Source organism: Isoptericola sp. NPDC055063 (assembly GCF_053608125.1).
Genome location: NZ_JBSGUW010000014.1, coordinates 113,553 through 137,705, shown reverse-complemented (window position 1 = coordinate 137,705; position 24,153 = coordinate 113,553). Strand labels below are relative to the sequence as shown.

At 75.6% G+C, this 24,153-nt stretch carries 23 protein-coding genes and 1 riboswitch; of the genes, 10 read left to right on the top strand and 13 right to left on the bottom strand.

Annotation, left to right across the window (positions count from 1 at the left end; all coding sequences use genetic code 11):
* Positions 1-104: 104 nt before the first annotated feature.
* From ACWF41_RS17410 to ACWF41_RS17390, 5 genes are all read left to right on the top strand, one after another.
* Positions 105-1,346: an RtcB family protein gene (locus ACWF41_RS17410; RefSeq protein WP_380316257.1), complete on the top strand. Its 1,242-nt coding sequence runs from the start codon at positions 105-107 to the stop codon at positions 1,344-1,346.
* 112 nt (positions 1,347-1,458) lie between these two features.
* Positions 1,459-2,934, top strand: a complete 1,476-nt coding sequence (locus ACWF41_RS17405; protein ID WP_380316260.1) for an MFS transporter — start codon at positions 1,459-1,461, stop codon at positions 2,932-2,934.
* Positions 2,935-3,011: 77 nt separating this feature from the next.
* Positions 3,012-4,754: an FAD-dependent oxidoreductase gene (locus ACWF41_RS17400; protein ID WP_380316262.1), complete on the top strand. Its 1,743-nt coding sequence runs from the start codon at positions 3,012-3,014 to the stop codon at positions 4,752-4,754.
* 27 nt (positions 4,755-4,781) lie between these two features.
* On the top strand, positions 4,782-5,054 hold the full coding sequence (locus ACWF41_RS17395) for a metal-sensitive transcriptional regulator (RefSeq protein WP_380316265.1): 273 nt from the start codon (positions 4,782-4,784) through the stop codon (positions 5,052-5,054).
* Between the two features lie 67 nt (positions 5,055-5,121).
* On the top strand, positions 5,122-5,277 hold the full coding sequence (locus ACWF41_RS17390) for a hypothetical protein (protein WP_380316385.1): 156 nt from the start codon (positions 5,122-5,124) through the stop codon (positions 5,275-5,277).
* A gap of 4 nt (positions 5,278-5,281) precedes the next feature.
* On the opposite strand, the gene ACWF41_RS17385 is transcribed toward ACWF41_RS17390, so the two are convergent.
* Both ACWF41_RS17385 and ACWF41_RS17380 read right to left on the bottom strand, forming a co-directional pair.
* Complete coding sequence (locus ACWF41_RS17385; RefSeq protein ID WP_380316267.1) at positions 5,282-6,448, bottom strand: epoxide hydrolase family protein; 1,167 nt, start codon at positions 6,446-6,448, stop codon at positions 5,282-5,284.
* 248 nt (positions 6,449-6,696) lie between these two features.
* The gene (locus tag ACWF41_RS17380; RefSeq protein ID WP_380316270.1) at positions 6,697-7,617 is read right to left on the bottom strand and encodes a LysR family transcriptional regulator; all 921 of its coding nucleotides are present in this window, start codon (positions 7,615-7,617) and stop codon (positions 6,697-6,699) included.
* A 144-nt stretch (positions 7,618-7,761) separates the two neighbouring features.
* Between ACWF41_RS17380 and ACWF41_RS17375 the strand changes: the two genes are divergently transcribed.
* Positions 7,762-8,145: a VOC family protein gene (locus tag ACWF41_RS17375; protein WP_380316273.1), complete on the top strand. Its 384-nt coding sequence runs from the start codon at positions 7,762-7,764 to the stop codon at positions 8,143-8,145.
* 82 nt (positions 8,146-8,227) lie between these two features.
* On the opposite strand, the gene ACWF41_RS17370 is transcribed toward ACWF41_RS17375, so the two are convergent.
* The 4 genes from ACWF41_RS17370 to ACWF41_RS17355 form a co-directional block, all read right to left on the bottom strand.
* Complete coding sequence (locus tag ACWF41_RS17370; protein ID WP_380316276.1) at positions 8,228-8,659, bottom strand: hypothetical protein; 432 nt, start codon at positions 8,657-8,659, stop codon at positions 8,228-8,230.
* 95 nt (positions 8,660-8,754) lie between these two features.
* On the bottom strand, positions 8,755-9,615 hold the full coding sequence (locus tag ACWF41_RS17365) for an LLM class F420-dependent oxidoreductase (RefSeq protein ID WP_380316279.1): 861 nt from the start codon (positions 9,613-9,615) through the stop codon (positions 8,755-8,757).
* A 30-nt stretch (positions 9,616-9,645) separates the two neighbouring features.
* The gene (locus ACWF41_RS17360; protein ID WP_380346885.1) at positions 9,646-9,807 is read right to left on the bottom strand and encodes a hypothetical protein; all 162 of its coding nucleotides are present in this window, start codon (positions 9,805-9,807) and stop codon (positions 9,646-9,648) included.
* A 13-nt stretch (positions 9,808-9,820) separates the two neighbouring features.
* Entirely contained in the window at positions 9,821-10,570 is a 750-nt protein-coding gene (locus tag ACWF41_RS17355) for a class E sortase (RefSeq protein WP_380316285.1), read from the bottom strand.
* A gap of 96 nt (positions 10,571-10,666) precedes the next feature.
* Here ACWF41_RS17355 and ACWF41_RS17350 point away from each other — a divergent pair, with 96 nt between their 5' ends.
* Positions 10,667-11,359 carry a class I SAM-dependent methyltransferase gene (locus tag ACWF41_RS17350; protein ID WP_380316288.1) on the top strand — a complete coding sequence of 231 codons (693 nt, stop codon included), beginning with the start codon at positions 10,667-10,669 and terminating at the stop codon, positions 11,357-11,359.
* On the opposite strand, the gene ACWF41_RS17345 is transcribed toward ACWF41_RS17350, so the two are convergent.
* The 5 genes from ACWF41_RS17345 to ACWF41_RS17325 form a co-directional block, all read right to left on the bottom strand.
* Positions 11,349-11,627 (bottom strand): acylphosphatase, encoded by a 279-nt coding sequence (locus tag ACWF41_RS17345; RefSeq protein WP_380316291.1) that lies wholly within the window; start codon positions 11,625-11,627, stop codon positions 11,349-11,351. The two genes, ACWF41_RS17350 and ACWF41_RS17345, sit on opposite strands and share 11 nt — an antisense overlap.
* A gap of 69 nt (positions 11,628-11,696) precedes the next feature.
* Positions 11,697-13,142 carry a hypothetical protein gene (locus ACWF41_RS17340; protein ID WP_380316294.1) on the bottom strand — a complete coding sequence of 482 codons (1,446 nt, stop codon included), beginning with the start codon at positions 13,140-13,142 and terminating at the stop codon, positions 11,697-11,699.
* A 125-nt stretch (positions 13,143-13,267) separates the two neighbouring features.
* A complete protein-coding gene (locus ACWF41_RS17335; protein ID WP_380316297.1) occupies positions 13,268-13,888 on the bottom strand; it encodes a copper resistance CopC family protein in 621 nt (206 codons plus the stop codon).
* Positions 13,885-14,643 carry a YcnI family copper-binding membrane protein gene (locus tag ACWF41_RS17330; protein WP_380316300.1) on the bottom strand — a complete coding sequence of 253 codons (759 nt, stop codon included), beginning with the start codon at positions 14,641-14,643 and terminating at the stop codon, positions 13,885-13,887. Before ACWF41_RS17330 ends, ACWF41_RS17335 begins: the two co-directional genes overlap by 4 nt.
* Before the next feature lie 77 nt (positions 14,644-14,720).
* Positions 14,721-15,395, bottom strand: coding sequence for a hypothetical protein (locus ACWF41_RS17325; RefSeq protein WP_380316303.1), 675 nt, complete (start codon positions 15,393-15,395; stop codon positions 14,721-14,723).
* 78 nt (positions 15,396-15,473) lie between these two features.
* Positions 15,474-15,589: riboswitch (TPP riboswitch) on the top strand.
* Between ACWF41_RS17325 and ACWF41_RS17320 the strand changes: the two genes are divergently transcribed.
* The 3 genes from ACWF41_RS17320 (at position 15,580) to ACWF41_RS17310 (ending at position 21,415) form a co-directional block, all read left to right on the top strand.
* Complete coding sequence (locus ACWF41_RS17320) at positions 15,580-17,232, top strand: bifunctional hydroxymethylpyrimidine kinase/phosphomethylpyrimidine kinase (protein WP_380316306.1); 1,653 nt, start codon at positions 15,580-15,582, stop codon at positions 17,230-17,232. It overlaps the preceding riboswitch by 10 nt.
* A gap of 455 nt (positions 17,233-17,687) precedes the next feature.
* Positions 17,688-19,553, top strand: coding sequence for an ABC transporter ATP-binding protein (locus ACWF41_RS17315; RefSeq protein ID WP_380316373.1), 1,866 nt, complete (start codon positions 17,688-17,690; stop codon positions 19,551-19,553).
* Positions 19,550-21,415 carry an ABC transporter ATP-binding protein gene (locus ACWF41_RS17310; protein WP_380316309.1) on the top strand — a complete coding sequence of 622 codons (1,866 nt, stop codon included), beginning with the start codon at positions 19,550-19,552 and terminating at the stop codon, positions 21,413-21,415. Before ACWF41_RS17315 ends, ACWF41_RS17310 begins: the two co-directional genes overlap by 4 nt.
* A 176-nt stretch (positions 21,416-21,591) precedes the next feature.
* On the opposite strand, the gene ACWF41_RS17305 is transcribed toward ACWF41_RS17310, so the two are convergent.
* Both ACWF41_RS17305 and ACWF41_RS17300 read right to left on the bottom strand, forming a co-directional pair.
* On the bottom strand, positions 21,592-23,094 hold the full coding sequence (locus ACWF41_RS17305; protein WP_380316376.1) for a lipase maturation factor family protein: 1,503 nt from the start codon (positions 23,092-23,094) through the stop codon (positions 21,592-21,594).
* Positions 23,095-23,175: 81 nt separating this feature from the next.
* Positions 23,176-24,135 (bottom strand): LysR family transcriptional regulator, encoded by a 960-nt coding sequence (locus tag ACWF41_RS17300; protein ID WP_380316312.1) that lies wholly within the window; start codon positions 24,133-24,135, stop codon positions 23,176-23,178.
* Positions 24,136-24,153: the final 18 nt, after the last annotated feature.

Genomic DNA, 24,153 nt, shown 5'->3' with positions numbered 1-24,153 from the left:
CACGTCCCGAGGGCGGCTCTCGTCGTCCTGCGGGCAGCTCCATGGCGCCGTCCTGGCGCCGTCGCGAAGAACCACCACGCACCCACCTGGAGGGGGTGCTCATCATGATCGAGAACACGACCGCGACCCACGCCTTCCCCGTCCCGCTGAGCGGGGCGCGCGCCGACACGCTGATGTGGGCCCACGAGCACGAGGTCGAGCCGGCGGCCCTTGCCCAGCTGCGCAACATCGCCGCGCTGCCGTGGGTCGAGGGGGTGCGCGTCATGCCGGACGTCCACCTGGGCAAGGGTGCGACCGTGGGTTCCGTGATCGCCATGCGCGACGCCGTCTCGCCGAACGCCGTCGGCGTCGACATCGGTTGCGGCATGATCGGCGTGCGGACCTCGCTGACCCTGGAGGACCTGCCCGACGATCTCGGCTCGGTCCGGTCGCGCATCGAGGCTGCCGTCCCGGTCGGGTTCCACGCCCACGCCGAGCCTGTCGACCCGCACCGGCTGCGCTCCATCGCAGGGAACGGCCCGGCCGAGGCCGCGCGCGGCGCCGACGCGTTCTGGACGCGGTTCGGTGCGCTGCACGGGAGGGTGTCGGACATCGAGGACCGGGCGCGGCGGCAGCTCGGGACACTAGGTGGCGGAAATCATTTTGTGGAGATATGTGCTGATATGTCCGGTTCGATCTGGCTCCAACTCCACTCGGGGTCGAGGAACATCGGCAAGACGCTGGCCGAGCAGCACGTGGCCGTCGCGAAGCGGTTGGACCACAACCAGGGCCTGGTGGACCGCGAGCTCGCGGTGTTCCTCGGCGGCACTCCCGAGATGGACGCCTATCTCGCTGACCTGTGGTGGGCGCAGGAGTACGCCGCGCGGTCGCGCGCGGTGATGATGACCCTCGTTGTCGACGCCGTGCGGGCGTCGTTCCCGGGCCGGGGGATCCGGTTCGACGAGGCCGTCAACGTGCACCACAACTACGTCGCGGTCGAGCAGGTCGACGGCCAGGAGCTGGTCGTGACCCGCAAGGGCGCGATCCGGGCGGGCCGGGGCGACCTCGGCCTCATCCCGGGCTCGATGGGCACCGGCTCGTACATCGTGCGCGGGCTCGGCAACCCGGACTCGTACTGGTCGGCGTCGCACGGCGCCGGTCGGCGGATGTCCCGGACGAGGGCGAAGAAGACCTTCACCCTCGACGACCTCGCCGCCCAGACGGCGGGCATCGAGTGCCGCAAGGACGCCGGGGTGCTCGACGAGATCCCCGGGGCATACAAGGACCTCGACGCGGTGATCGCGGCGCAGTCCGACCTCGTCGAGGTGGTGGCCCGGCTCCGCACGCTGCTCTGCGTCAAGGGCTGACGGCGTCGCGGGCGAGGGGTGTGTCCGGTCGGAAGGGACCTCGAAAGTCTCGCCGGCCGGGCATGCCTCTCGCCGCAGTGCGTGCATCGGCGACCTGGCGTACCACCGGATCATGCCTTCGACGGAGAGCGGCACGACGACGCTGCGGACCATTACCACGGACGTGCCGGCGCGCCTGGACCGGCTGCCGTGGGCGCGGTGGCACTGGATGATCGTCATCGGGCTGGGGACGGTGTGGATCCTCGACGGGCTCGAGGTGACGATCGTCGGCAACCTGTCCGACGCCCTCAAGGGGGACACCGGGCTCGGCCTGACCAGCGCGGACATCGGCCTCGCGGGCGCGGTGTACGTGACGGGCTCGTGCCTGGGAGCCCTGGTGTTCGGTCAGCTCACCGACCGGTTCGGGCGTAAGCGGCTCTTCATCCTCACGCTGCTCGTGTACCTCGTGGGCACCGTGCTGACGGCGTTCTCGATGAACCCGCTGTACTACTTCGCGATGCGGTTCGTCACCGGCTTGGGCATCGGCGGCGAGTACGCGGCGGTGAACTCGGCGATCGACGAGCTGATCCCTGCGAAGTACCGCGGCCGCATCGACATCGCGATCAACGGCTCGTACTGGGTCGGAGCGGCGGGCGGCGCGCTGCTCACCATCCCGCTGCTCAACCCGGAGCTGATCCCGGCGTGGCTGGGCTGGCGGCTGTGCTTCGCGCTGGGCGCGGTGCTCGGCCTGTGCGTCCTGTTCGTGCGGCGCAACGTCCCCGAGAGCCCTCGCTGGCTGTTCATCCACGGGCGCGAGAAGGACAGCGAGCGGATCGTGGCGGGCATCGAGGACCGCGTGCGCGAGCAGGACGGCGTCCAGCTCGACGAGCCCGGGGAGACGATCACCGTGCGCCAGCGCCACACCATCGGCCTCGGGCGCATCGCGCGGACCGTCTTCGCGGACTACCCGCGGCGCACGGTGCTCTGCCTCGCGCTGTTCGTGGGGCAGGCGTTCCTGTACAACGCGTTCTTCTTCACCTTCGGCGACACGCTGCAGACGTTTTTGGGCGTCGGGCAGACCGGTACCTACATCGCCCTGTTCGCGGTGAGCAACTTTCTCGGGGCGCTGGTCCTCGGGCCGCTGTTCGACCGGGTGGGGCGGGTGCGGATGATCTCCGCGACGTACATCGTCTCGGGGGTGCTGCTGGCGGTCGCGGGCCTCATGCTCGGCGGGCTGACGGCCTGGACGCTGACCCTCTTCGGGATGGGGATCTTCTTCGTGGCGTCGGCGGGCGCCAGCTCGGCGTACCTCACCGCGAGCGAGGTGTTCCCGATGGAGACCAGGGCGCTGTGCATCGCGTTCTTCTACGCGATCGGCACCGCGGTCGGCGGGATCACCGGCCCGCTCCTGTTCGGGAGGCTGATCGAGTCGGCGGGCGAGGCCCAGGACATCTCCGGGATCGCCGTCGGGTACTACATCGGCGCGGCCCTCATGGTCGCGGGCGGGGTCGTGGCGATGTTCCTCGGGGTCGGTGCCGAGCGGAAGTCCCTGGAGGACGTGGCGACGCCGCTGTCGGCGCAGGACGCGGAGCGCGACGCCGACGGGTGAGCGCGCCACGGTGCCCGGCCGTCCCGGGCTGACCAGCGGATTGGGACGAGTGATACCCCCCGGGGTATTGTCGAGCCATGATCGACAGCACCGCACCCGCCCCCTCGACCTCGCCCACCCGCGCGCGGCGCATCGTCGTCGTCGGGGGAGTGGCGGGCGGCATGAGCTGCGCCGCCCGCGCCCGCCGCCTCGACGAGTCGGCCGAGATCGTCGTCCTCGAGCGCGGCCCGCACGTCTCGTTCGCGAACTGCGGCCTGCCCTACCACGTGGGCGGCGAGATCCCCGACGCCGACAAGCTGCTCGTGCAGACGCCCGCGTCCCTGCGCGCGTCGCTCGACCTGGACGTGCGCACCGGCCACGACGTCACCGCCGTCGACACCGCCCGCCGCGTCGTGGTGGCGCGCACCGCAGGCGGCGACGTCGAGCTGCCCTACGACGCGCTCGTGCTGTCCCCGGGCGCGCGCGCCGTGCGCCCGCCGGTCGAGGGCCTCGACTCGCCGCGCGTGCGCACGCTGCGCACCGTCGACGACGCCCGCGCGCTGCGCGCCCAGGTGGAGGCCGGGGCCGGCCGCGCCGTCGTGCTCGGCGCCGGCTTCATCGGCGTCGAGGCGGCCGAGGCGCTGGCGCTCGCGGGCCTGGACGTCACCCTCGTGGAGCTCGGCGCGCACGTGCTGCCGCCGCTCGAGGACGAGGTCGCCCAGCCGGTGACCGCGGAGCTGCGCCGCCTCGGCATCACCGTACGCACGGGCGTCGGCGCCCGGGCCCTGCGCCCGGCCGAGGACGGCACCCACGACCTCGTCGTCCTGGACGACGGGACCTCGGTCCCGGCCGACGTCGTGGTCCTGTCCGTGGGCGTGCGTCCCGACACCGAGGCCTTCGCGGCCGCGGGCATCGAGACCGAGCGCGGCGCCATCGTCGTGGACGAGCACGGCCGCACCTCCGCCCCGGGCGTGTGGGCGGTGGGCGACGCGGTCGTGCAGACCGACGCCGTCACCGGCGTGCGTCGGCCGGTCGCGCTGGCCGGCCCGGCGAACCGCGCGGGCCGCCTCGTCGCCGACCACATCGTGCGCCCCGAGACCGCGCGGCCGCTGCCCGCACCGCTCGGCACCGCCGTCGTCCGCGTCGGCGAGCTGACCGCGGCCACCACGGGCGCGAACCGCGCCGCGCTCGACGCCGCCGGGATCGCGTACCGCACCCTGCACCTGCACCCGAACCAGCACGCCGGCTACTTCCCGGGCGCGCGCCAGCTGCACCTCGTGCTGCACGTGCGCGCCGACGACGGCCTGCTGCTCGGCGCCCAGGCCGTCGGCCAGGACGGCGTCGACAAGCGGGTCGACGTGCTCGCGACCGCGTTGCGGGCCGGCATGTCCGTCGGCGACCTCGTCGACCTCGACCTCGCCTACGCGCCGCCCTACGGCCAGGCCAAGGACGCGGTGAACCTCGCGGGCATGGTCGGCACCAACGTGCTCGACGGCACCCTGGCGCTCTGGTACGCCCAGGACGTGGACCAGGTCCTCGGCGAGGCGCTCGTGCTGGACGTCCGCACGGCCGCCGAGGTCGCGTCGGGCATGCTGCCGGGCGCGCTCCACGTGCCGCACACCGAGCTGCGGGCACGCCTCGACGAGGTGCGCGAGGCCGCCGCGGGCCGCCCGGTCCGCGTGATGTGCGCCTCCGGCGTGCGCTCCGCCATCGCCCACCGCGTCCTGGTGCAGTCCGGGTTCGACTCCGCGTCGCTGTCCGGCGGGTCGCTCACGCTGCGCGCCGTCCTCGGCGACCGCGCGGACGACCTCCTCGTGACGCCCGAGCCCGCGCGCGCCTGACCCGTCCACCGCACGAGAGGGAGACCCATGCTCACCACCGACAGCGACGCCCAGCGCCGCATCGCCAACCGGCTGCGCCGCGCGCGCGGCCAGCTCAACGCCGTGATCGACGCCGTGGAGGAGGGCCGCTCCTGCCGTGACGTCGTGACCCAGCTGGCCGCCGTCTCGGCGGCGCTCGACCGCGCCGGCTTCGCCGTGGTCTCCACGGCCATGAAGGAGTGCCTCGCCGACCCCGACGCGCGGGGCGAGGACGGCCTCACCACCGACGAGCTGGAGAAGCTCTTCCTCACGCTGGCCTGACCCGACCGACACACCCGACCAGACACACACCCGAACGACGACTGGAGAACCTCTCGTGTGCTACCCCGTGACCTGCAAGACGTGCGGCAAGACGACCTGGAAGGGCTGCGGCCAGCACGTCGACGACGTGCGCCGGTCCGTCCCCGCCGGGCAGTGGTGCCCCGGCCACGACGACGAGCCGGCCGCTGGCGGCGGCTTCCTGTCCCGCCTGTTCGGCCGCTGACCGGTCAGCGCGCGGCCGTGCGGAAGGGCCGGAAGAACTCCCGCAGCTCCGCGGCGTAGAGCTCCGGCTCCTCGAACGCGGCGAAGTGCCCGCCCCGCGGCGGCTCGCTGAGACGGATCAGGTTCGTGGTCCGCTCGAGCCAGGCGCGGGGCGGGCGCAGCAGGTCGCCCGGGAACAGCGCGAAGCCCGAGGGCACCTCGACCCGCCGGGCGAGCTGCGCGGGGTCGATCGCCCCGTTGGCGTGGTACATCCGCATCGAGGAGCCGATCGTGCCGGTCACCCAGTACTCGGTGACCAGCGCGAGGATCTCGTCCCTCGTGTACGACCGCTCGACGTCGCCGCCGCAGTCGCTCCACGCCCGCAGCTTCTCGACGATCCACGCGGCGAGACCGACGGGGGAGTCGGCGAGGCCGAACGCGGCCGTCTGCGGGCGGGTGCGGTGCATCGCCGCGTACCCGCCCTCCGTCGCGCCCCACGCCGCCGCGGCGGCGAACCACTCCCGCTCCGCGGGGGTCAGCTCGGCCGGGTCGCCCGCCCACACGGGGACCCCGCCGTCCGTGCGGTGCACCGCCACGACGCGGTCGGGGTGGTCGAGGGCGAGGTAGCGGCTCACGTGGCTGCCGATGTCGCCGCCGGCCGCCCCGAAGCGGTCGTACCCGAGCGCCGTCATGAGCTCGGCCCACAGCGCGGCGACGTCGATCGAGCTGAGGACGCGGTCGAGCGGCGCGGGCGACCACCCGAACCCGGGCATGTCGGGGACGACGACGTCGAACGCGTCCGCGGGGTCGCCACCGTGCGCCCCCGGGCCGGTCAGCAGCGGCACCACCTTGCGGTACCGCCAGGAGGAGTCCGGCCAACCGTGGGCGAGCAGCAGCGGGAGCGCCCCGCGGCCCTCCGCCGCGCGCACGTGCACGAACCGCACGGTGCGGCCCCCGACCGTCGTCGAGAACCTCGTGAGCCGCGCCTGCTGCGCGAGGTCCGCCGTCCAGTCGAACTCCTCCGCCCAGTACGTCACGAGCCCGCGCAGGTACTCGGCGTCGGTCCCGAGCGACCAGCCCGCGCCGTCGGGGACGTCGGGCCATCGCGTGGCCCGCAGGCGGGCACGCAGGTCGTCGATCTGCCCGGGGTCGGCGGGCGGGGTGAACGGGTCGATCCGGGGCGCGGTCGTCACGACCGTCACGCTACGACCGCCCGCCGACGGCGGTCGAGAGGCGAGGCCGTCGGCTGATCCCGAGAACGTCGTGAAGCACGACCGCGGGGTCCCGGAGCCGGTGCCCGGCACGGACGTGCCGATGGACCGGTGGACGCCCGACGAGATCACGCCCCCGTGGAGCTGATGGGCCGGACGATCGAGGACCTCGATCGACTCGCAGGACCTGCACGAGCGGGCGGGCGACCTCGCGGAGGCCGCCCCGCGGGTCACGCCGGCAGCCCGCGCGCCGGTCGGGCAGGCACGGTCGCCGGGCCCACGTCGCGGGCCGCACGGGCGAGCGCGCGGATCAGCGGCGTCTCCAGCCGGGCGGGCCAGGTGAGCACCCAGGTCAGCAGCGGGGCGTCGGCGACCGGGACGAAGACCACCCCCGGGTGGGCGCCGTAGAGCGCGGCCTGCGCGCCGGCCAGGGTCACGCACCGCCGGCTCGCGACCAGGCCCAGGATCTCGTGGAATGTCGTGGGACGCGGCCCCCGCCTCGGGATGGCGCGGCCGCCGGGCGTCCGCCGCGGCAGCATCACGTCCACCCAGGCGGCGGGGGACACGCGCGGGTCGATCAGCAGGTGGTCGGGAAGCTCCTCGAGCGACACCTCCGACCGCCCCGCCAGCTCGTGGCCCGCCCACACCATGAGGACGCGCCCGGCGTGGAAGACCGGCGGCCCCTCGACCAGGTCCGGCTCCCGGACCGGGCGCCACACCGCCAGGGCGTCGACGTCGCCCCGGCGCAGCGCCGCGAAGGCGTCGCTGAAGTGCGTCTCCCGCGGCGCGACCGAGCAGCCGGGGTTGTCGGCGGTGAACCGGTCGAGGACGCCCAGGAACTCGAACGCGTCGTTGCCCATGACGCCCAGGCGCACCTCGCCGACGACGCCGTCGGCGACCGCCCCGGCGCGCGCGACGCCGGCCTTGATCGCGTCGTACCCGACCCGCAGGTCGTCCCGGAGCTGCTCGCCGAGCGGGGTGAGGCGGACGTGGCGGCTGGTCCGCTCGAACAGGGCGCCGCCGATCTGCCGCTCCTGCAGCTTGATCGACTGGCTCACCCGGGCGGACGAGACATGGAGGCGCTCCGCAGTACGGCCGAAGTGCAGCTCGTCGGCCAGCGTCAGGAAGATCTCGATGTCCCGCAGCTCCATCGCACGACCTCGGTCGATAACCCTGGGGTGATCGGAAGGTATCGCATCGCCTCTTGATCCGCCCGTGCCGGCGTCCGAGCCTGTGGCGCAGGGGCCGGGCCCGGCCCCGGTCGGAGCATCGTCCCCACGGCAGGAGTCATCATCATGGAGCTCACCATCGACGCCGTCACCCTCGCGGTCGGCGACCTCGCAGCCTCCCGGGCGTTCTACGCCGACGGCCTGGGGTGCGCCGTCGAGCAGGACCGCGGTCAGTACGTCGCCTTCCGGCTCGCCGGCGGCCCGGCACTGACCCTCTACCCCCGGCGCGCCCTCGCCCACGACGCGGGCGTGGACCCGGCCGGCTCCGGGTTCGGCGGCCTCACCCTCAACCTCTACGCCGAGGACGCGGCCGCCGTCGACGACGTCCTCAAGCGCGCCGAGCGCGCGGGCGGCACCATCGCCCGCCCCGCCGAGGCGGCGCAGTGGGGCGGCTACTTCGGCTACTTCGCCGACCCGGACGGGCACCTGTGGAAGGTCGTCGCCCCCTGAACCGCGCGGCGTCCCCCGGCGGCGGGCCGTGCCCCGCCGTCGGCGCCGCGCCCGCACGGGCCGCGCAGGCGGTCCGGCGCCGTCAGTCGCACTCGTCGCAGATGCCGGTGGCCGGCAGGGCGGTGAAGCACGTCGGGCAGATCGCGAGCTCGGGCTCCGGCACCACGGCCTTGCGGGCCGGGGCGCTCGCGGCCTTGCGGCGCGGGGCGACGGTCTTGCGGGCGGGAGCGGCGGCCGCGGCCGCGGCCGCGGCGGCCGGGGCGTAGGCCACGAAGCCGTGCTTGCGCAGGATGGCGGCGTCGTCGCACTTGGCGTCGACGAGGTCCTCGGGGCGCGCGGGGACGCCGGTCGCGTACTTGTGCGCGACGCCGAGCACGGCCTTGGAGTCGTAGGTGCGCTCGTCGTGCTCGAACGTGTGGGCCGGCGTGGGCGTGAACCCGTAGACGCCGACGAAGGCGTCCCGGCCGCGGTCGTCGTACTCCTCGATCGCCCGGAGGATGTGCTGGCGGGTCACGCTCGAGAAGGTAGCCACGGCATCAGGTTAGTCGCGCCGGGGAGCCGATCGGGCCGTCCGGGGGCGACTGTGGCGAGCGCCGCACCGCGCCGGGGTCAGCCGGCCGCGCGCAGGGCGGGGAGCGCGGCCGCGACGTGGTCGAGCTCGCGCAGCGCGCTCGCGCCGGAGGAGAGCACCACCACGAACTCCGAGACCCCCGCCGCGGCGTACCGCTCGACCAGGCCGGCGAGGTCCGCGAGCCCGTGCTCGCGCAGCCGCAGCTGCACCGTGCGGCGGATCTGCGCGGGGTCGCGGCCGACGTCCGCGCAGTGTCGCTCGAGCACCTCGCCCAGGGCCACCATCTGCTCCGGCGTGCTGGACGTGTCGTTCCACGCGTCGGCGTACTGCGCGACGAGCCGCAGCGTGCGGCGCGGGCCGGAGCCGCCCACCCAGATCGGCGGGTGCGGCCGCTGCACGGGCTTGGGCTCGGCGACCGCGTCCTCGAGCCGGTAGTGCGCGCCGTCGAACGTGGTGCGCGGACGGGTCCACAGCGACGTGAGGATCTGCAGGGACTCCTCGAGCCGGTCCATCCGTTCGCGCACCGTGCCGAGGTCGAGCCCGTACATCGTGTGCTCGTGCTCGTTCCAGCCGGCGCCGACGCCCAGCTCGAGGCGCCCGCCGGACAGATGGTCGACCGTGGTGGCGAGCTTGGCCAGCATCACGGGGTGCCGGTAGGTGTTGCCCGAGACCATGCAGCCGATCCGCACGCGCGACGTGGCCACGGCCATCGCCGCCTGCATGGCCCACGCGTCGAAGACGGGGCGGTCGTCGGCCGGGCCGAGCGACGCCAGGTGGTCCATGACCCACACGTGGTCGAAGCCCGCGTCGTCGGCGGTGCGCCAGACCTGCTGGAAGGTGGTCGCCGGCGCGTCCTGCGTGAGCTTGACCCCGAAGCGGGGCGGGTGTCGCGACGTCATGGTCCTCCTCCGTGCGGGCGTGCGCCCGCGTCAGCCGACGGCGGGGTCGCCCTCGAGCAGCGTCATGTACGGCGCGATCGCCGGGAAGACCCACAGGAACAGGACGGCGACCACCGCGGCGACGAGCACCAGCGACTGCAGGACCCGCCAGAACACGTTGCCCGGCAGGTGACGGAAGATCCACGCGTACATGTCGTCTCCTGGCTCAGCGGACCTGGTCGGGGGTGCCGTCGGCGCGGTCCATCCAGCCGACGAAGGTCGCGTAGGTGATCCAGCGGTGGTCGTTGCCGTACTCGCCGAGCGTGAGCGAGTGGCAGGTGGTGAGCGTGAGCAGGCGCTCGGTCGGCTTCTGGTCCGGGTGGTGGGGCACGGGGGCCACGACGTCCACCTGGTCGGGGGTGACGATCTCGTGGTCGGTGACCTCGTAGACGTACCAGGTCTTCGCCGTCTCGACGATGATCTGGTCGCCCTTCTTCAGCTCGTCGACGTGGCGGAACGAGTTGCCGTGCGTGCGGCGGTGCCCGGCGAGGGCGAAGTTGCCGATGTCGCCCACCTGCTGCGACGTCGCGTAGTGGCCCGCCATCGCGCGGTCCAGCACGTCCATGCCGGTGCCCTCGGCGATCGGCATCGCGTTGTTCGTCAGGCCGTACCAGCGCGGCACGATGAGGGTGCCGATCGTCTCGCCGTAGCCGACGGCGTCGGGCACCGGCGGGTCGTCGGTGCGCAGCTCGGCGGTCGTGGCGTGCTTGGGGTTGGCGGGCGGCAGCGTGGCGCGGAACTCCTGGACCACCTCCTGCGCCTGCGCGTTGGCCTCCACGGACGTCCACCACAGCTGCCAGACGACGAAGAGCCCGAGCACCACGCCGAGCGTGATGAGCAGCTCGCCGACGCCGCCGACCAGGGCGCTGCCGACGGAGCGGCGGCGGGCGGGCCGGGCGTGGGTGGGACTCGTCACGTGCGCGATGGTAGTGGGTCGCGGGTCCGGTCGCGGCCCGGTGCCGCCGCCGGCAGGGGCCTGGTCGGCGGCGTCGGCGCGTGGGAGCCTGGGCCGGTGACCAGCGACGACGAGACCGCGACGGGGCGGCGCGCCACGCGGCTGCGGCGCCGGTGGGACCGGGAGGCGGCGGGCTACGACCGGGCGTTCGCGGCCGCGGAGCGGCGGATGTTCCCCGACGTGCGGGGGCGGCTGTGCGCGCGGGCGCAGGGCCGCACCCTCGAGGTGGCGGTGGGCACCGGCCTGAACCTGGCGCACTACCCGAGGGCGGTGACCGGGGGAGCGCCCGGCGGCGGGTACACGGGGGTCGAATGGAGCCCCGGGATGCTGCGGCTGGCCCGCCGCCGCGCGTCGGAGCTCGGCCTGGACCTCGTCGACCTGCGGCTCGGCGACGCGCAGGCGCTCGACCTGCCCGACGACGCGTTCGACACCGTCGTGTGCACGTTCTCGCTGTGCGCCATCGGCGACGACCGCGCCGCCCTGGCGGAGATGACGCGCGTGCTGCGACCCGGCGGCCTCCTGCTGCTCGCGGACCACGTCGCCTCGAGCGCCTGGCCGCTGCGGGCGCTGCAGGCCGCCGCCGACCTGGTGAGCGTCCCGCTGGCGGGCGAGCACTTCGGCCGCCGGCCCGCGCGGTGGATCGAGGAGCAGGGGCTCGAGGTCGAGCAGCACGAGAGGTCCCGCGCGGGGGTCATCGAGCTGGTCGCCGCGCGCCTCCCGGCGGGATGGTCGGGGGTCGTCAGCCGCTGACGTCGAACGCGTCGTCACCCCGCGGCGGCACGTCCTCGACGTCGACGCCGGTGACGACGGCCGCGGTCGGGCCCGCGCGCAGGAAGTCGAGCATCGCCGCCACGTCGTCGGGAGCGCCTTCGATCTCGGCCTCGACGGTCCCGTCGGGCAGGTTGCGCACGTGCCCGACGACGCCCGCGCGGGCCGCGGCCTGCCGCGTCGCCCAGCGGAACCCGACGCCCTGGACGCGGCCGTGCACGCGCACGCGCCGCCGCACCGTGGTGGTCATCCGTCCCCCCGTCCCGCCTGACCCGTCGTGATCCCTCGTGATCCCTCGTGATCCCTCGTGACCCCGCGGTCAGTCGAACATGTCGCCGATGTCCCCGATGTCGTCGAGGATCCCGCCCAGCACCATCCCGCCCAGGACGGCGCCGAAGACGTCCGAGCCGCTGCGTCCGCCCCCTCGGCGCCCGCCCTCCCAGCCGCCGTACCCGCGGTCGTGCCCGCCGTTGTAGCCGCCGTCCCACCGCTGGCCGCTGCCGGCGCGGGCGATGTCGCGGTGCGCCAGGGTCGCGGCCTCCGCCGCGAGGGCCGCCCCGCGTCGGGCCGCGGCGAACGCGCGCTCCGGGTCGTCGGTCGTGCGCGCCTGCGCCACCTCGCGCTCGGCCTCCGCGAGGCGGGTGCGGGCGTCGGGGCCGACGGGGGCGCGGTAGTCGTCCACGACGGAGCGCGCGGCGGTGAGCTGCCGCTCGGCGTCGTCGAGCGCCGGGCCGAGGCGCGCCGCGGCCTTGCGGGCGCGATCGTCGCGTTCCGCGCGCTCCGCCACGGCGTCGTCGAGCGCGGTGTTGGCCTCGCGCACTCGCGTCAGCGCGTCGAGCGGGTCGCCGGGCTCGCCCGGGGCGGGCAGCGACGCGAGCGCGCCCTCGAGGGCGTCGACGGCGCCGTCGATCCGGCCCGCGCGCACCGCGGCCGGCAGCGCGCGGGCCTGGGCGAGCTCGGCGCGCGACTCGGCGACGATCGCGCCCAGCGCGGCCTCGGCGCGCAACGCCTCGGCCTCGTAGTCGTCGACGGCGCGCAGCAGGCCCTCCGCGCGGCGCACCGCCTCCTCCGCCGCGCGGGCCGCGGCGCCCGCCTCCGCCACCTGCTGCGTCGCGAGCCGCTTGCGCGCCGCCGCGGTGCTGCGGCCGGCGAACTCGAGGAGCCGCTCCGCCTGGTCGGGGTTGTCCGCGACCGGCAGGAGAGCGCGCTCCGCGTACTGGCCGCGCAACCGCTCGAGGTCGGCCCGCGCCGCGGGGACGGCGTCGCGCACCCGGGCCAGCTCGCCGTCCACCCGGGCCACGACGTCCGGCGTGCCGCGGACGGTCTGCCGCAGCCCCGCGAGGCCGCGGTCGAGGTCGTCCAGGGAGCCGCCGGCGGACCGGCACAGGTCCACGATCCGCGCCGACCACTCGCGCCGCTCGGTGTCGGTGTCCGGGACCTCGTCGTGCAGCCGCTGGTTGAGGTGGAACGCCTCCGCCAGCCGCTCGCGCGCCCGCCGCAGGGTCGGCGCGAGCTCGCGGGTGTCGCGCTCGCCGAGCTCGGCCACCGCGAAGGACAGCTCGTCCTCCGCCAGGCGGGCCCGCTCGTCGGTGCGCACCAGCGCGGAGCCGGCCTCGATGCCGAGCCGCTGCAGCTCGGCCTCGAGCTCCGCCGCGCGTGCCCGGGCGGCGCTCCTGCGCCGTGCTGCCCAGACCGCCACCGCCGTGACCAGCACGACCACCACGACCAGGCCCGTCACGATCCCGACGATCTGCCCCGCATCCATGGTCGGCATCGTAGGCGGAGCACGGCGGGTGCGGGGACGCCCCGGCGCGGAGCGGGTGCGGCCCCGGACCTGTCAGGGCCAGCGCTCGACATACGTCGCGCTGGCCCTGACAGGTCTTCGGTGCGTCAGTCGCGGCGCCGGGCGACCCGGAGCGCCACGAGGACGGCCGCACCGGCCAGCACGACGACGCCCCCGGCGATGCCGAGCACGACGACCAGCTCGGAGGAGCCGTCGTCGTCCGCGGTGCCGGTGCTGGCGGCCTGGGCGTCGGAGCCGGCCGCCGGGGAGCCGCAGGGCGTCGCCTCGGCGGCCGGGGTGGCCGCCGCCGCACCGGCGGGCGGGTCGTAGGTGAACGCGAACTGCCCGCTGGTCGGGTGGCCGTCGGCGGACACGATGCGCCAGTCGACGGTGTACTCGCCCGCCGGGCCGAGCGTCACCGGCACGGACGCGGTGCGGTCCTGCGTGGTGGGGCACCCGCTCGCGTGCTCGGTGCCGTCGGCGTCGGTCACCGAGATGACGGTGCTCGACCCGTCGGCGGCCAGGTTGAGCACCGCCTCGTCGAACGTGATCTCGACGGACTCGGGCGCCTCGGTCACGGTCGAGCCCGACGTCGGCGTGGTGCCGACGACGACGTTGTGCGCGCTCGCGGGCCCGGCGAGCCCGACGGCGCCCGCGAGGGCGAGGCCGAGCGCGCCCGCGCCGGCGAGGAGCGCGCGGCGGGTCGTGCGGGGACGGCCGCGGGTCATCGCTGCTCCGTCCGGGCGCGGGTGCGGGCCAGGGCGGCGACGCCGGTCACGGCGCCCACGAGACCCAGCCCCAGGCCCGCCGCAGCGAGCGCGAGGGGCAGGGTGTCGCCGGACCCGTCATCGGCCTGCGCCGAGGCGTCGGACCCGGTCTCGGCCGAGGCCCCTGCCGCACTGCCGTGCGCGTCGTCACCGGTCGCCGGCACGACCTGCAGCACGGGGGCCGGGTGCTCGGGCTCGGCGTCGCCGGTGGCCTCCTGGTCCCACTCGACGACCTCGCCGTCGGAGTAGGTCTGCGTCGTCGGCAGCGTGATCGCGTCGACGCCGTCGGGCACGGCGCCCGCCGAGACGGAGAAGCGAAGGAACTCGCCGGGCGCGATGCCGGCGTCGGGGTCGTCGGCGGTCCACTCGACGCTCGCGGGCGCCTCCGTGAGGGTGGTGCCCTGGACGTCGACCGGCTCGGGCAGCTCGGCCCGCGTCACCTTCGCGCTCCACCCGGGGACGGGCTCCACGGACACGCTGGTGAACGGGGTGTCGCTCGGCAGCGTCACCTTCACGGCCGTGGTCGACGCCTCGGGCGACTCGTTGGGGACCTTGAAGGTGAGGGTGGCGTACGCGCCGGACTCGGCGGAGTCCGGTGTCACCGTCACGTGCGCGGACGCGGCTCCGGCGCCCAGCAGGAGGGCGGGGACGGCGAGGGCGGCCGCTCCGGCGAGCCGACGGGTGCGGCGCGTGCGGGCAGGGGTGGTCGTAGGCATGGCTGTCTGCTCCGGTGGTTCGAGGGTTCGTGGGACGGCGAGGGCCCGCCCCGTCCGACCTCGGACCAGGGCAGGGCTCAGGCGGCGCGCGCGAGGGCGCCGCGCCGCACCGGGGGCCCGCGCGGCGCCGGACGGCGGCGCGCGTGCCACGGCAGCGGACGCCAGACCGGTCCCGCGACGACGGGCCCGCGGCGGGCCACGGGCAGCGAGGCCGGCCCCCGCACCAGCAGCGCCACGTGCGCCAGGTGCGAGGCGACGTTCGCGGCGGCCCGGTCGCCCGCGGCGAGCAGCAGCGCGGTCAGGAGGACGGCGACGGCGTGCGCGGCGAGCATCCACGTCGTGGTGCCGCCGTCGGCGGCGTGCTCCAGGTGCACGGCGGTCCCGGTCGCGGGGACCAGCGAGCCGGGCCCGAGGTCGTGCCCGGCGTGGCCCGCGAGGGCCGGGACGGCTCCGCCCGCGCCCACCGTGCTCCCGGTGCCCCAGGGGTCGTCGTCGGCGCGGGCGGCGCCGAGCACCGACAGGGCGGAGTGCTGCACGAGCTGCAGCGCGACCATGGCGGGCAGCAGGCGGCGCAGCGTCAGGCGACGGCGGGCGGTCCAGACGGCGACGGGCGCCGAGAGCGCCAGCACGACCAGCCACGCGAGGGGTGCACCGGGCAGCGCGCCGCCGCCCAGGAGGTGGGCGGCGGCCGCGATGCTGAGCGTCGTGCCGGCGACGAGGAGCTCGCGCACACGACGGACGACCACGGGCACCCCGGCACCCTATCCCGCCGGGCGACACGCCTGGGAGGACCCGCCGCCGACCGCTGCGGCCGGTGGGCTACGGTGGCGCCGAACGACACGGGGTGCCTCCCGCCGTCGGCCCCGGCCGGCGACGAGACGCTGAGATCACACCCGTCGAACCTGATTCAGCTAGCACTGACGAAGGGATGTCGACATGAGCGTGCGCGCGCATCACGACAGCTCCGCCCTCCGGGGCACCACCGCTCCCGCGACCACCGCACCAACCCCCGCGCCCAGCAGGCCCCGGGTCCTGGCGATCGCCGGCTCCGACCCGTCGGGCGGCGCCGGGATCCAAGCGGACCTCAAGGCGATCGCCGCGGCCGGCGGGTACGGCATGGCCGCGCTCACTGCCCTCACGGCCCAGAACACGCGCGGCGTGCGGGGGGTGCACGTGCCGCCCGCGGAGTTCCTCACGGCCCAGCTCGACGCGCTCGCGGACGACATCGCCATCGACGCCGTCAAGATCGGGATGCTCGCGTCGGCGCCCGTCGCGCGGGCCGTCGGCGCGTGGCTCGACGGCCTGCCGGACGGCGGGCCGGTTCCGGACGGCGCGAACGGGGCCCGCCCGGCCGTCGTGCTCGACCCGGTCATGTTGGCCACCAGCGGCGACCGCCTGCTGGACCCGACGGCGGAGCGCGCCGTGCGGGACCTGCTCGCGCGGGTCGACGTCGTCACGCCCAACCTGCCCGAGCTCGCGGTCCTGGCCGGCGAGCCCCCCGCGCCCGACTGGCCCGCCGCGCTCGACCAGGCGCGCCGGCTCGCCGCCCGGCACGACGTGCTGGTCGTGGCCAAGGGCGGGCACCTGACGGGCGACGATGCCGAGGAGGGCGACCCCGGCGCGCCCGACGCCCTCGTCGGCCCGGACGGCACGCTGCTGGAGCTCGCCGGCGAGCGGGTCCGCACCACGGCGACGCACGGCACCGGCTGCTCCCTGTCGAGCGGGCTGGCCGCCCGGTACGCCCGCACGGGGGACTGGGCCGAGGCGCTGCGCGGCACGAAGGCGTGGCTGGCGGCGGCGATCCGGGCGGGGGAGGCGCTGCGCGTCGGCGGGGGGCACGGGCCGGTCGACCATCTCGCGGGGAGCACCCCGGCGGGCGCCGTCGATCCGGAGCCCCCGGCCGGGCGGGACGAGGCCGCCGCCGGGGCCGGCCGCGACGCCGTCGACGGGTGGTGGGCCGCCGCCGCCGGGGTGCGGGCCGCGATCGACGAGCTGTCGTTCGTGCGGGCCCTTGGCGACGGGACGCTCGGTACGGACCGGTTCCGCGACTACCTCGAGCAGGACGCGATCTACCTGCGCGAGTACTCGCGCGCGCTGGCCCGGGCCAGCCAGCTCGCGCCCACGCGCGCCGAGCAGGCCTTCTGGGCCGGCGGCGCGCACGGCGCCCTGGTCACCGAGCTCGACCTGCACACGACGTGGCTCGGCGGGGAGCCGACCGACGTGCCGACCAGCCCGACGACGGCCGCGTACCTCGACCACCTGCGCGCCGCCGGGGACGACTACGCGACCCTCGTGGCCGCGGTCCTGCCGTGCTACTGGATCTACCAGGACGTGGGCGAGCGGCTCGCGGCCCGCAACCACCCCGGACACCCGTACGCCGCCTGGCTCGGCACGTACGCCGACGACGAGTTCGCCGCGGCGACCCGCCAGGCCGTCGCCGTCCTGCGCCGCGTCGCCGGCGCCGCGGGGCCGGCCACCCGGGTGCGGATGGGCGCGGCCTTCCAGGGGGCGTGCGAGCACGAGCTCGCGTTCTTCGACCAGGCCGCCCGGCCCCGCGCGGTCGCGCTCGAGGGGGCCGTGGCGGGGTGAGCCCGGGCGCGGTGGCCTGAGCCCGGCCCTGCCGGAGCACCCGGGTCAGGCCGGCGCCATGCCTTCACCGCGCCTTCGCCCCAGGTCGGGCAAACGCTTGCCAAAAGGCGGTGACCGGGGCAAGCGTGTCGGTGGCGGGTGTCAGAATGGTGGTGATGCCCGACACAACGCGCGCTCCGCGCAGCAGCAGCCGAGGCGCCGCAGGCGCCGATCCCTCCCACAGTCCGAGGAGGAGCTCCGCCTCCTCCGCCCCGCGCTCGTCCGTCGCGCCCGGCACGCCGCCGGGCGGGCCGTCGGGGCCGCCCGGCGCACCCGGCCATCGCGCCCCGGCGGACCCCGTCGCCCCGGCGGACCCCGTCGCCCCGGCGGACCCCGTCGCCCCCGCGGGCTCCGAGCTCTCGACCCTCGCGTCGATCCGCCGGCTGTACCCCTACGTCAGGCCCGCGTTGCCGCGCATGGTCGGCGGCCTCTTCTCGGCTCTCGGCGCGAGCCTCGCCGCGCTGGCGATCCCGCGCGTGCTCCAGACCCTCGTCGAGGGCCCCCTCGCGGAGGGTGCCGCCGCCCACGACCTCGGCGCCCTGGTCGTGCCCGTCCTCCTCGTCCTCGTCCTGGGGGTCGCGGAGGCCGGGTTCGTCCTGCTGCGCCGCAACCTCGTCATGTACCCCGGCACGCGGGTCGAGGCCGAGCTGCGGATGGCGCTGTTCCGCCACCTGCAGGACCTGCCCGTCGCGTTCCACGACCGGTGGCCCGGCGGCCAGCTGCTGAGCCGGATCATGGGCGACCTCGGCCTGCTGCGGCGCTGGCTGGTCTTCGGCCTCCTGCAGCTCGTCGTCAGCATCGTGACGATCGTGGTCGGCGTGGGCATCCTGCTGGCCACCGCCGGCTGGCTCGGCCTCGTCTACCTCGCGGGCGCGATCCCGGTCACGGTCATCGCGTTCCGCTTCTCGCGGCGCTACCGCGTCATCGCGCGCCTGTCGCAGGACCAGTCGGGCGACCTCGCCACCACCGTCGAGGAGTCGGTGCACGGCATCCGCGTCCTCAAGGCGTTCGGCCGCGGTCGCGACGCGCTCGACTCGTTCACCGACCAGGCGGAGGAGCTCCGGCGCACGGAGATCCGCAAGGCGGGCAACCAGGCCACGGTCACCACGTCGCTGCAGCTCATCCCCGAGGTCACGCTGGCCGTCTGCCTGGTGCTCGGCACCGTGCTCGCCGCCCAGGGGCAGATCACCGTCGGCAGCCTCGTGGCGTTCTTCCTCACGACCGCCGTGATCAACGGCCCCGTGGTCGACCTCGGGATGACCCTGTCGATGACGCTCAACGCCCGCACCGCCGTCGACCGCTTCTTCGAGGTGATGGAGACCCCGAACCCCCTGGCCGACCCCGCGGACCCTGTGGAGACCGGCCCCGCGCGCGGCCACGTGGAGCTCCGCGACGTCACCTTCCGCTACGAGGACGCCGCACGCCCGGTCCTCGCCCACGTCGACCTCGAGCTGCCCGTCGGCACCACGACGGCGCTCGTCGGACTCACCGGGTCGGGCAAGTCCACCCTGGCGATGGTGGTGCCCCGCATCTTCGACGTCACGGGCGGCGAGGTGCTGCTCGACGGCGTGGACGTGCGCCGCATGCGGCGACACGACGTGCGGCGCGCGGTCGCGGTCGCCTTCGAGGACCCGACCCTGTTCTCCGCGTCCGTGCGCGACAACGTGCTCCTCGGCGTCCCGGAGGCCGGGCCCGACGCCGTCCCCGAGGCCGAGCGGGAGCGCCGGCTGCACGAGGCGCTCGAGGTGGCACAGGCCGGCTTCGTCGCGAACCTGCCGCAAGGCGTCGAGACGCGGATCGGCGAGGAGGGCCTGTCCCTGTCCGGCGGCCAGCGCCAGCGCCTCGCCCTCGCGCGCGCCATCGCGGCGCGGCCCGCGGTGCTCGTCCTCGACGACCCGCTGTCCGCGCTCGACGTCGCGACCGAGGAGGCCGTCACCACCCGGCTCCGGACCGTGCTGGACGGGACGACGAGCCTCGTCATCGCGCACCGGCCGTCCACCGTGGCGCTCGCGGACCGCGTCGCCGTGCTGCGGGACGGCCGGATCACGGCCGTCGGCACGCACCGCGACCTGCTCGCCAGCGACGCCCACTACCGGCACGTCATCTCCAGCCTGGAGCAGGACTGGGAGGAGAGCGCCGAGCACTCAGGCCGGGACGAGCCCGACCGCGCTCGGGCTGAGCAAGACGACGCCGACCCGGACCCGACCGAACAGGCCGGGTCCGAGCAGGCACAGTCCGAGCAGGCCCGGACCGGGCACGACGAGAAGGAGGTCCAGCCGTGAGCCGCCCCAGCACGCCGGAACCGTCCCAGCCCGCGACGTCCGGTCCGGACGACCGCCGTCGCCCCACCGACGCGACCGCGGACGACGCCACCCGGCTCGACGCCGCGGCCTCCCGGGACGTCAGGTCCCGGTCGCTGCGCCTGCTGGGCGAGCTGCTGCGGCCGCGCCGCGGCGCCCTCGCCCTCGCGGGCCTCCTGGTCGTGGTCTCGACGCTCGGCCAGGTGGCCGGCCCGTGGCTCGTGTCCCTCGCCATCGACTCCGCCGTGCCCGACCTCATGGACGGCGACGTCGGCACCCTCGTGCTGGTCGGCTCCGCCTACCTGGTCGCCGCGGTCGTCGGCGGGCTGTGCGCGGGCGCCTACGTGCGGCAGGCCGCGAAGATCGCGCAGGGCGTGCTGCTGGACCTGCGCCGCCGGGTCTTCCGGCACACCCAGCTGCTCAGCCTGGAGTTCCACGAGTCGTACACGTCCGGCCGCATCATCAGCCGGCAGACGTCCGACCTCGAGGCGCTGCGCGAGCTGCTCGACGGCGGGCTCACCGGCGTCGTGTCCTCGCTCATGCTGATGATCTTCACCGGGCTGAGCCTGTTCCTGCTCGACTGGCGGTCCGGCCTGGTGCTCGCCGTCGCCCTCGTCCCCGCATGGCTGCTCACCCGGTGGTTCCAGAAGCACTCGCAGGTGTTCTACCGCGAGCAGCGCACCACCTCCGCGCGGCTCATCGTGAAGTTCGTCGAGACGATGACCGGGATGCGCGCCGTCCAGGCGTTCCGCCGGGAGTCGACCACCGAGGCGGAGTACGGCGCGCTCAGCGAGCAGTACCGGGACGCCAACCTCAACACCATGGGGCTCAACGGCCGCTACCAGCCGGGGCTGGTGCTCATCGGCAACGTCGCGGTCGCGGTCGCGCTCGCGATCGGCGGCTGGCGGGTCTACTCCGGTGGGCTGGACGTCGGCGTGCTGGTGGCGTCCCTGCTGTACGTGAAGCGGTTCTTCCAGCCGATCCAGCAGCTCGGCAACTTCTACAACTCCTTCCAGTCCGCCACGGCGGCGCTGGAGAAGGTGTCCGGCCTGCTGGCCGAGGAGCCGACCGTCGTCGAGCCGCGCCGTCCCGTGGCGCTGCCGCACGCGCGCGGCGCCCTGCGGCTGGACCACGTCACCTTCCGGTACGGCGACGGCCCGGTCGTGCTGCCCGACCTCGACCTCACGCTCCCGGCGGGGCAGACGGTCGCGCTGGTCGGCACGACGGGAGCCGGCAAGTCCACGCTGGCCAAGCTCGTGACCCGGTTCTACGACGCGAGCGAGGGGCGCGTGCAGCTCGACGGCGTCGACGTGCGCGACCTGTCGACCACCGACCTGCGGCGCGCCGTCGTGATGGTGACGCAGGAGGCGTACCTGTTCAGCGGGTCCGTGCGGGAAAACATCGCGCTCGGCCGCCCCGGGGCCTCTCAGGAGGACATCGAGGCGGCCGCCCGGGCGGTCGGGGCGCACGAGTTCATCATGGACATGCCCGACGGCTACGACACCGACGTCAACAAGCGCGGCGGCCGCGTCTCGGCCGGGCAGCGGCAGCTGCTGTCGTTCGCGCGGGCGTTCCTCGCGGACCCGGCGGTGCTCGTGCTCGACGAGGCGACGTCGTCGCTGGACATCCCCGGCGAGCGGCTGGTGCAGCACGGCCTGCAGACGCTGCTGGCCGACCGGACGGCGATCATCATCGCCCACCGCCTGTCGACCGTCGCGATCGCCGACCGGGTGCTCGTCATGGAGCACGGGCGCGTGATCGAGGACGGCACGCCCGACGAGCTGGCGGCGGGGGACGGGCACTACGCGGCCCTCAACGCGGCCTGGCAGGACTCGCTGGTGTAGTCCTGGCTCCGTGGCTGGGGGCCGGGCCGGCCGAGAGGTCTTCGCGGGGACGCGTTCACGGGCGCCAGGGCGCCCTCCACTTCGGGAGGGATACGTCCCCGCGAAGAAACTCTCGGCCGACCCGTCGTCGTCTCCGCGGGGATATCGAGCCACAGGACGGGCCCCGGGCCGCAGTGTCACGGACCGCGTCGGCGTGACAGGAGGGCGAGGTCCACCGGGCCGACGATCGTCTCGAGCTCGTGCCGCACCCACCAGTCGCCCGTGCGGCGCCGCTCGTGGCGGGTGGTGAACCGGTAGCGGAACAGCCGTATCCGCACCCAGTGCGGACGCTCGCCGTCGAACGGGTCGCGCCGCAGCAGCCGCAGGGTGGCCGGGTCGGCCTCGAGAAGCCGCTGGCACAGCCGCGGGATCCAGGGGCCGGAGGCGCCGAGCGGCACGAACCAGAGCAACCAGTCGAGCCGCAGGTGGTACGGGGCGACCTGGGGCGGGCGCCGGTGCACGTCGCCGGGCTTGCCGCGGAAGTCGTACTCGCGCCAGTCGTCGGGGCCGGGCCGCTCGGCGAGCGTGCCCTCGACGATCACCTCGTCGCGGCGCCGCGTCACGCTGCCGAACGCCCCGTACGCGTTGACGAGGCGCAGCGGCTCGAAGCTCGCGTTCATTTTCTGGCGCCGCGACGCGAGGTTGATCGCCGGGCGCACGGACAGCGTGGCGAGCAGCAGGGCGACGAGCGAGGCGGTGACCAGGTAGCCGAGCGGCACGTCGGGCGGCGGCGTGGCCGGGGTCGTCCCGCCGACGGGTCCGATCAGGTCGCCGGGCAGGGCGCCCAGGAGGGCGCGCCACACGTCGTCGGACACCATGGCCGCGCCGAGCACGATCGCCGCCCAGTTGAGCCAGGCGAAGTTCCCGGTCAGCACCAGCCAGCCCTGGGTGAGGACGACGACGCCCCCGGCCACGCTGGGCAGCGGCTGCGGCAGCCACAGCAGCCAGGGCACCAGCAGCTGCGTCACGTGGTTGCCCACCACCTCCGTGCGGTGCCACCAGCGCGGCAGGTGGTGGGCGTGCCAGCTGAACGGGCCGGGCATCGGCTGCGTCTCGTGGTGGAAGTCGAGCGCGGTGAGGTTCCGCCACGCGGGGTCGCCGCGCCACTTGATGAGCCCCGCACCCAGCTCGAGGCGGAACAGCAGCCAGCGCGCGGCGAGCACGAGCAGGAACGGCACGGGCACGGCGGGGGAACCGAACCAGGCGGCGAGGAACGCCAGCTCGCACAGCAGGGTCTCCCAGCCGAACGCGTAGAACCGCTGGCCCACCGAGACGATCGACAGGTACGCCGCCCACAGCGCGAGCAGCACGAGCGTCGTGACCCACCACGGTCCGGTCTGCGGCAGCCCGGCGACGAGGGCCGCGGCGCCGGCGGCGCCCAGCCCGGCGACGACCACCAGCAGCCGGTCGGAGTAGCCCGCGTGGAAGAGCGAGGGCGCGGCGCGGAACGGGACGCGCGCGGTGAACGCCCGCACCGGGAGCAGACCCCGCTCGCCGAGCAGCGGCCGGAACTGCGCCAGCGCCTGCACGAACGCCAGGCACAGCAGCACCGCGACGCCTCGCTGCAGGATCTCGCGGGCGACGTCGTCGTCGGCGGTGGCCCACCACCCGTCGAGCCAGTTCGCGAGCCCGGTCGGCAGCCCGGGCGGCAGTGCCTCAGGGAGCTCTGTGCCCAGCCCGGCGGGCAGCCCGGCCAGGGGCTGCGCAGCCACGCCTCCACGCTAGTCGCGGGCGGCGTCGCCCGCCTCGACCAGCCGTTCGACGAGGGCGTGCGCCGCGGGAGTCGGGGCGCCCACCGTGAGGGCGAGCACCTGCCGCGTGGCGCCGGGCAGGTGCTGCGCCACGACCTCGGGGTTGCGGTGCGCGCGCAGCGCGAGGGAGGGCAGCAGGCTCACGCCCGCGCCGGAGGCGACGAGGGCCTGGACGGCCACGTAGTCGTCGGTCTCGAACGCGATCCGCGGCGCGAACCCGGCCGTCGCGCACCGGGCCACGAGGTCGGCCCGGCAGCGCTCGCAGCCGGCGATCCACGCGGCGTCGCGCAGCTCGGTGAGCGGGGGCGGGCCGTCGGCGCCCGGGGTCATGGCACCGGCCGTGACAGCGCCGACGTCGTCCGCCCGGCGGACCAGCGCGATGGGCTCGGAGTGCACCACCGTGGCCTCGAACCGCGAGAGGTCCATGACCGGGCGCGCGTGGCCCACGTCCGTGTGCCGGAAGACGAGGGCGACGTCGACGTCACCGGCCTGCAGCGCGGCGACCGCCTCGGGCGGCTCCGCCTCGACCAGCCCGACGCCGAGCCCCGGGTGCTCGGCCCGGAGCCCGGCCACCGCGGCGGGCACGAGCGTCGCCAGGGCGGACGGGAAGGCGGCGAGGCGGGCGCGCCCGGCCCGCAGCCCGGCGAGGGCGTCGAGCTCGCGGCGCGCGCCCTCGACCCGGCCCAGGATCTCCTCGGACCGCGCCGCGAGGAGCCGGCCCGCCTCGGTGAGGCGCACGCCGCGACCCGCCCGCTGCAGCAGGGGGAGCCCGACCTCGGCCTCGAGGCGCGCGAGGTGGTGGCTCACCGACGGCTGGGCGTAGTGCAGCTCGCGCGCGGCGGCGGTCACCGACCCGGTGCGCGCGACGGCGGCGAGCACGCGCAGCCGCGTCAGGTCGAGGTGGGGCGGGGGAGCGGGTTCGACGGACACGCCCGCCAGCCTACGGCC